Source organism: Actinocrinis sp. (assembly GCF_035938995.1).
Lineage (GTDB): Bacteria > Actinomycetota > Actinomycetes > Streptomycetales > Catenulisporaceae > DASZGI01.
On record NZ_DASZGI010000136.1, the window covers coordinates 1 to 7,800 of the forward strand.

The 7,800-nt window shown below is 67.6% G+C and carries 6 protein-coding genes; 3 read left to right on the top strand and 3 right to left on the bottom strand.

Annotated elements, in window-relative coordinates; translation table 11 throughout:
• The first annotated feature begins 264 nt into the window (after positions 1-264).
• Together VGZ32_RS09075 and VGZ32_RS09080 are read left to right on the top strand one after the other, a co-directional pair.
• Complete coding sequence (locus VGZ32_RS09075; protein ID WP_326885444.1) at positions 265-1,254, top strand: LLM class F420-dependent oxidoreductase; 990 nt, start codon at positions 265-267, stop codon at positions 1,252-1,254.
• A 346-nt stretch (positions 1,255-1,600) separates the two neighbouring features.
• Positions 1,601-2,035, top strand: a complete 435-nt coding sequence (locus VGZ32_RS09080) for a hypothetical protein (protein ID WP_326885445.1) — start codon at positions 1,601-1,603, stop codon at positions 2,033-2,035.
• Between the two features lie 253 nt (positions 2,036-2,288).
• Here the strand turns inward: VGZ32_RS09080 and VGZ32_RS09085 are convergent, their stop codons facing one another.
• Both VGZ32_RS09085 and VGZ32_RS09090 read right to left on the bottom strand, forming a co-directional pair.
• Positions 2,289-2,753 carry a nuclear transport factor 2 family protein gene (locus tag VGZ32_RS09085; protein ID WP_326885446.1) on the bottom strand — a complete coding sequence of 155 codons (465 nt, stop codon included), beginning with the start codon at positions 2,751-2,753 and terminating at the stop codon, positions 2,289-2,291.
• A gap of 614 nt (positions 2,754-3,367) precedes the next feature.
• Positions 3,368-3,985 carry a TetR/AcrR family transcriptional regulator gene (locus VGZ32_RS09090; protein WP_326885447.1) on the bottom strand — a complete coding sequence of 206 codons (618 nt, stop codon included), beginning with the start codon at positions 3,983-3,985 and terminating at the stop codon, positions 3,368-3,370.
• A gap of 478 nt (positions 3,986-4,463) precedes the next feature.
• Here VGZ32_RS09090 and VGZ32_RS09095 point away from each other — a divergent pair, with 478 nt between their 5' ends.
• The gene (locus VGZ32_RS09095; protein WP_326885448.1) at positions 4,464-5,294 is read left to right on the top strand and encodes an alpha/beta hydrolase; all 831 of its coding nucleotides are present in this window, start codon (positions 4,464-4,466) and stop codon (positions 5,292-5,294) included.
• A gap of 28 nt (positions 5,295-5,322) precedes the next feature.
• On the opposite strand, the gene VGZ32_RS09100 is transcribed toward VGZ32_RS09095, so the two are convergent.
• Positions 5,323-7,800, bottom strand: a 2,478-nt coding sequence (locus VGZ32_RS09100; protein ID WP_326885449.1) for a LuxR C-terminal-related transcriptional regulator, incomplete at its 5' end; no start/stop codon positions are given.

Here is a 7,800-nt window from a genome sequence, read left to right on the forward strand (position 1 = left end):
CTCGCCACCGCAGCCGTGGTCGTCGGCCTGCTGGTCAAGGCTCGCCGCAACGACCTGGCCCAGCAAAGCAACGCAGTCCCGATCAGCTGATCAACGCCCCGACATACGCGGCCCGAGTCCTGCCCCGCAGGACTCGGGCCGCACGCATCACCCCGTCGGGTGAAATCTGAGACCAGGGAAGCGGAGTCGACCCGTTCTCTTGGCTCTCGGGTTGATCACGTGAGCAGTGGCTAGTACAGGATCTTCCGCACTAGCGTGAGGGCCATGCGTTTTGGACTCTTCATACCGCAAGGCTGGCGGCTGGACCTGACCGGGATCGACCCGGCCGACCACTGGTCCACCATGCTCGGCGTCGCCCGCACCGCCGAGAACGGCCCGTTCGAATCAATATGGGTATTTGATCACTTCCATACCGTTCCGGTGCCCACCGAGGAGGCCACGCACGAGGCGTGGTCGCTGATGGCCGCGTTCGCCGCGGCGACCGAGCGGGTCCGGCTCGGCCAGATGTGCACCTGCATGGGGTACCGCAATCCGGCCTATCTGGCCAAGGTCGCGGCCACGATCGACATCGTGTCGGGCGGCCGGGTCGAAATGGGCATCGGCGGCGGCTGGTACGAGCACGAATGGCGCGCGTACGGCTACGGCTTCCCCACCGCGGGCGAGCGCCTGGCCCAGCTGGACGAAGGCGTGCAGATCATGCGCCAGCTGTGGACCGAGGGCGTCGCGACCCTGCACGGGCAGCACTACCAGGTCGACGGCGCCATCTGCCGTCCCCTGCCGTTGCAGGAGGGCGGTATCCCGCTGTGGATCGCCGGCGGTGGCGAGAAGAAGACGCTGCGCACGGCCGCGCAGTACGCCTCCTACACCAACTTCGACGGCAGCCCGGACGGGTTCCGCCGCAAGTCCCAGATCCTCGCCGAGCACTGCCGCGAGGTCGGCACCGACTTCGACGCCATCGTGCGCAGCGCGAACTACAACGTGGTGATCGGCGCTACCGAGAAGGACGTGCAGGACCGCCTGGCCTGGATCCGCAGCCACTACCAGCCGTATCTGACCGAAGAACAACTCGAGCGCCGCGTCCAGATGGCCGCGAACGATCCCCTGGCCGGCACGCCGGAGCAGCTCGTGGAGCGGCTGACCGAACTGGCCTCCCTGGGCATGACGTACGCGATCCTCAATTTCGCCGAGGCCGCGTACGACAAGTCCGGTATCGAGCTGTTCGTCAAGGAGGTCGCCCCTGCTCTGCAAGGCTGAGCTCAGGTGAGCTGAGAACCGGCCGCTGACTGGCGGGCCATGCTGTCAGCCTAAATCAGGCGCCGTCTCCGTCTCTTCTGGGCCGTGATCCGCCCGGTGCGCGCATTGCCAATGACGCAGATGTGCGCACCGCGTTCCTGTTCGTCTCCATTCCGGCGCCCGACTGCGCAAGCGCCGCCAGAGTGACGGGATGGAGACGAACCCTTTTGACCACAGATCTGGCCGCGCTTTTGGGGCGCTCCGGCTATGTCGGGGCCCGGTCGAGCGGCACCCGAAACTGCCCTTCCAGACCTACCTGCGGGCGCGGAGACCGGCTACGGTCCCACCGACTACCGAGGGAGGCCCGATGCCGGACGACTTCATCATCGTGACCGGGGACATGATCCAGGTGACGATCGCGCCGCCGACCATCGTGCCGCAGCTGATGGCGCCGGTCCCGCTGGTGGGCAGCAGCCAGAGCGTTCTGGTCGGCGGGAAGCCGGTGTGCTTGGAGGGGGACGAGCTGCCCCCGACACTCATGGCGCCGATGCCATACACCGCGCCTCCGTTCGTCATTCCCGGCATCGGGACGCTGCAGGTCACGTTGATGCCGAACAACAAGACCGTGCAGACCAAGAACGGCAAGAAGATCCTCATCAAGGGCGCGACGTTCATCGCCAAGTTCAACGTGCAGACGCCGGCACAGCAGCCAACGCCGATCGGGCCGGTGCCGGACCCGGTAGCCGTCAAGCCCGGCCAGGCGCAGTTCATCACCACCAACACGCAGACCATGGCAGGGTGAGCGACACGCACCAGCGAACCCGGTGGAGTTGTCACGTCAATTCACACCCTCGCCCTGCGCTGCCGTTGACATCCACTGTTGCCGAACGACGCGCGACTCGGTCGGAGTCTGGTAGCCGATCGAGGTATGCAGGCGCCGCTCGTTGTAGAGCGCGGCTTCCTTAGCTCCCCTCCATGGCCCGAGCTTGATCAGGGTGCGAATGAGGAGTGCGCGGCCGCTCCTGCGGCCGCGCACTCCTGGTCGGTCGGCCTTGCTATGCGGTCGCGGGCGTGGCGGCCACTGCGGAGGCGAAGTCCGGGTTGATGCCCAGCTGCGCGAGCATGACGCTCACCCCGACATAGCAGTTGAACTCCGAGATCTTGCCGTCGCGCACGTACCAGAAGTCCCCGGTCGGGATGTCCAGCTTCGCGCCGGTCGGCTGGACCAGACCGGCGGGCGACTCGAACGGCTGGGTGAAGGTGCCCTGGATCGACAACTCGATCGCGACGACGTCCCCGAGGACGGTGACCCTGTGCAGCTCCCGGTGGATGTCGGGCGCGAACTTGGTCATCCAGGTCAGGACGTCGCCCAGGTGCTCCCCCCGGTATTCCTGGCCGTTGACCATGTCTCTGAAGACGCCGTCCTCGGTGAACAGGTCGACGAACGCCTGGACGTCCAGGACGTCGCCCTCCGCATAGTGGTACGCCTTGCGTACTACCTCTTCGACCTTGGTGGTCATCGTGAGCTCCCTCGATAGAAATCAAACGATTGCTTGATCAGAGGCTATGATGAGGCCGGGGACATGTCAAGCGAACGTTTGAATTGATTCGTCTGTCGAATGACGCGCGGCGATCGCGGACGCGCGGTCCGGGTCGACGCCGAGTCGCGCGAGCATGACGTTCACCGCGGGATCGCAGCAGAACACCCGGTCCTGCCGTCACGCACGCATCAGAAGTCGGCGGTTGGGATGTCGATCTAGGCCCCGGCCGGCTGGATCAGACCGGCAGGCGACTCGAACGGCTTGGTGAAGGCGCCCCGGTGCACGGTGGGTCGCGACCTTGGACATCCCGGCCACAACAGCACCCGGCGTCCACCGAGGCAGCTGCTGTTGTCGGCCGTCGAACACGCCGTCTTCGGCGAACGAGTCGACTCCCTCCCTGGGACGTCCAGGACATCACCGTCCGCACAGTGGTACGCGTGAGCGCACCATCGCCTCGACGTCAGCAGGGACATGAACCGTGCATTAGGCACGCCCAAAGTGGCCGAGAGCCAGTCAAGCGAACGCTTGCCTTACTCGTCGCACGTACCGCACTGCCGCGCGCAATGTCCGCGGCCCTCCCCGGCCAGGGAAGATCAACCGGCGCTCGGATCACCCCGGAACGCGCCGGCCAGAACGGGCAACAGCAGGCGTTCGATCTGTTTGGTGGACTTGCCTGCCAATTCGGCACCGATAGGCGCCAGTGCCAGCCAGTTCACCATGCCGGCCGCGCACCGGATCCGAAAGATCAGCTCCTGCTCCTTGAACCCGGGATGGTGCACCTTGAGCACCCGCAGGGCGTCTGCGCGGGTCTCGTCGAACTTGCCGTCCAGACGATCCCAGCCCTCCGGCGGATCGGCCCCGAACCGCGCCACGGTCCGCATGACCGCCAGAGCGTGCCCACCCGCTGCCAGCGCATCCACCATCGGCCGGGCGAACGCCGCGGCCAGTTCCATCAGCGTCGACTCGGGCGCCAGGGCGCTCATCGCCCCATGCTGAACGTCCAGATACCGTTCCAGTGCGAGTTCGGCGGCCGTCTCACACAACATCTTCAGCGACCCGAAGTGGTAGCTCACCGCCGCGACGTTGGCCCCGGCAGCCTCCGTGATCTCGCGTAGCGTCACGCCCTCCGGGCCTCGTTCCGCCAGCAGATCCAGGGCAGCCACCAGCAACTGGTCCCGGGTACGCTGGCCGGCCTCACGACGCAGATCCACATTATTAGCCCGCACAATGTGAACTCAAGCAGTTGTTTGACTTTCTGTCAAGCAATCGATCGCTTGACTTGAGACGCGTGCGTCCGATCGCTCCACCCCGTAGCCGTGCACGTCGAACATGCGGCTGCCGAGCACTATCGCGCCAGTGTCGGCGAACATCTTCTCCTCCACCGCGCGGTCGCCGTCCGCGGGCTCGGCCCCCTCGAAGCGGTGCCACCGGTGCAGCCGGTGGTCGGCCGAGCCGAACGGCCTGTCCTGCTTGCGGACCGGCGTTGCCGCGCTCAGTTAACCCAGATCGGTGGCGTGCGTCTACGACGTCGAATCGATCTCCTGCGTTCAGGTGAGAAATGGGTGCACCCGGTCTCCACGGCGTCTGAATCGATACTTGCGAATTACCACGTTCATTCGACGCGGCGGGACCGGCTCCATTGGTTTCCTTGTCCGCACCAGCGGAAGATTCACCAAGGAGACGTGCACGTTGTCGAAGAAGAACTGGACAATCGCCGCGACTGTGATCGCCGGTGTCCTCGCTCTGTCCACCACGTTGGCCACTACCGCGTCGGCTGCCCAGCACACCGACACGACCGAGCAAGTCGCGGCCGCGGCTGAACACGGTGCGAAGCCGACCGTAGTCCTGATCCACGGCGCGTTCGCCGACGCGTCCAGCTGGGACAGCGAGGTCGCCGAACTGGAAGCTGACGGCTACCAGGTGATCGCGCCGGCCGTGCCACTGCGCGGTCTGGCCTCTGACGCCGCCTATGTCACCAGCCTGGTGCGCAGCATCAACGGCCCTGTCGTGCTCGTCGGGCACTCCTACGGCGGCGCGGTCGCCACCGAGGTCGCCGCGAACGACCCGAAGCAGATCAAGGCGATCGTCTATGCCGCGGCGTTCATCCCAGTGGCGGGCGAGAGCGTGCTGCAGTTGAGCAACATGTTCCCAGGCTCCCTGCTTAGCCCGGCTACCAGCTACACCGTGAACGTCCCCGGTGGCACCGACCTCTACATCAAGGCTGCGGACTTCCGCACCGCGTTCGCCGCGGACCGCACCCGGGCCCAGGCCGCCGTGGCTGCCGCGACGCAGCGCCCGATTACCCAGGCCGCAGCGACTGAGCCGGCCGCCGCGAGTGTTCCGGCCGGTATCCCGCTGTACGAAATCGTGGCCAGTCAGGACAAGATGATCCCGCCGGCCGCCGAGAGGTTCATGGCGCAACGCGCGGGTGCGACCATCTACGCGGTGGACTCCGCGCACGACATGCCGGTCTCGCATCCGCAGATCATCGTCTCGGTGATCGAGCGCGCGGCGCGCTGAGTACGTTCCGCGACCCGTCGGCCCACGATCAGCGGGCTGACGGGTCGTTCCCGCGCAGCACCAGGTTGGCCAACTGCACTCGCGAATGCACGTCGAGTTTGCGGAACACGGCACGCAGGTGGGTGTTGATCGTGCTGGGCGAGAGCACCAGCTCCTCGGCGGCCGACCGGTTGGTGTGGCCGTCCGCGATGAGCAGGGCCACCCGCCGCTCCATCTGGGTCAGCGCGTCCCAACCCTGCTCGGGCCGCTGCGGTATCGGCGCCCAGCGGCGTCGGCGGGCACCCGCCGCCTGGAGTAGTCGCTGCACCCGAACCGCCGAGGCGGTCGCGCCGAGTTCGGCGTACCGGTCGTGCGCGGCGTCGAGCGCCGCGAGTCCGGCCTCGCGGTATTTCGTGTCCACGATGGATCGTCCATGTTCTTCGTTCGCCCTGGCGGCCAGCAACAGTCGAGGTGTCTTCCGTAGGCGCGTGAGCGCGGGCTCGAAATCGTTTGTGGACAGCGCGTCGACGAGCAGCTTGGCGCCGTTGACGCTGGCGACGTTCGGATTGCGCCCGGCCAGTTCGCCGAGCATTTCAGCGGCCGCGCGCACGGTGTCGGCGTCACCGCGATGATGCGCCGAAGCGGCCGCACCCACCAGCAACTCCTCCGGCCACGGGAAACGGTGGTCGGCCCGCAACGCGGCCACGAGCTCGGCCGCGCCGCGCGGATCGCCCTCGACATCGGCAAGAAACGCGCTGGTCAGGGGCAGATTCGCCGTCCGTGCCGGTGCGTTGTCCCCGCGCAGCAGCGCAAGCAGCGCCTCCATCAGGCGTATCTGTGATTCGACCGTGTAGTCGCACATTTCGGCCATCACCGAGGCTGCGGTCGCCGTCGCCTCGGCCGCGGCCTCCACCCGACCCGCGCCGTACGCGAGCTGCGCGCGTAGTAGCGCCAGTTGCGGTGCCTGCCAGGAGTCGTCCCGGGTACTGTCGCCGAGCCCGGTCAATGCGCCGTCTATATCGTCCAACCGGGCCAACGCCAACAGTGCGCGCTGCGCCAACTGGCCCGGCTCGGGCGCGCCGTACCCGGTCAGGCCCTGCGCTGCCGCGTGCGCCGACACGAACAGCGCATGTGTGCGTGCGTAGTCGCGCTCCCGGTCCGCGGCTTCGGCGGCGGCCATGGTCGCCAGCACGCGCGCGATCGGATCGCTGTCGGTCAGCTCCACTGATTCGGCCGCAGCCAGCGCCCGATAGCCTGCCAGGCGCGCCGCCAGGTCGCTCGGCGCGCCCAGATCCGCGGCACGGTCGAGGAGTTCGGCGTACTGGTTGGTCAACCACAACCTGGGCAGCAGCAACAACCGCGCCCGCGCCCGCAACTCGGCGCTGAGCGGCGTGGCGAGTAGCGTGTCCGCGAACCGGGTCGCCTCGTCGAACTGCCGGTCGGCCAGCAGGATCGACACCACCTCGACCCCGATCTCCGCCCGTGCCAGATCGTTCGCGTCGACCAGCTCGAACGCCTGCCGGATGAAGGTGACCGCCGTGGTGGGCATCGTGTCCAGCACCTCGTGGGCGGCTTTGCGCAGCACGTCCACCGCCGCCGAGTCACCCGGCTCTGCTGTGGCCAGCACGTGCGGCGCGGCTGCCGCGTAGCCACGTCCGCGGGCGAGCAGATGCTCGGCCACGACGCGATGCAGGGCGCGTCTGCCCGAGGGCGGCAGGTCCTCGTATACGGCTAGGCGCAACAATTCGTGCCGGAAGCGCACCACGCTGCCCTCGTCCGCGAGCAGTCCCGCGTTGATCGCCTCGACCAGCGGGTCGGTCAGCCGCGCCGCCGGGACCCCGATCAATTCGGCGACGTCGGTGAGTTGGTGTTCCGGCCCGATCACGGCCGCGGTGCGCAACAACTCCCGGCACTGCTGGGAGGTCGCGATGACCCGTCTGCGCACGCCGTCCAGCAGACCGATCGGCACCGCAGGCCCGTTGGCGCCATCGGCCGCCGGTTCGAAAAGGCCCTCCAACAGCTGTACGGCCAGGAACGGGTTGCCGTGCGCACTGGACAATCTGCGCAGCACCGCCGGTTCGGGCCGCGCGCCAAGCCGATCCATGGCAATCGCGAGCACCGCGTCCTCGGTCAGTGCCCTCAGGTCTAGCCAGGTGATCGGCAGATCCGGGCGGGCCGCGTCCACGATCAGTTCGGCCGGACCGCCGCCGGGCACCGCCCTGGTCGACAGCACCCACGCGACCGGCGCGGCGATCAGCCGCTTCGGCAGCACGCGCATGATGAACACGGTCAGCGGATCACACCACTGCCCGTCGTCGATGGCGAGCAGGATCGGCCCTTCCTGCGCGCGTCGCTCCAACAGCGTGGCTAACCGTTCGGCCAGCCACAGCGGCTGCTCATGAAGGGTGGCCAAATCCATGAAATCGGCTGAGCCGATCAGCGGCGACGTGCCAAACCGCAGTGCGGGCGCGATCGAGGCCAACGGTGCGAGTCGGTCGTCCTCATGTGCGGCGGTGTCCGTGGTGTG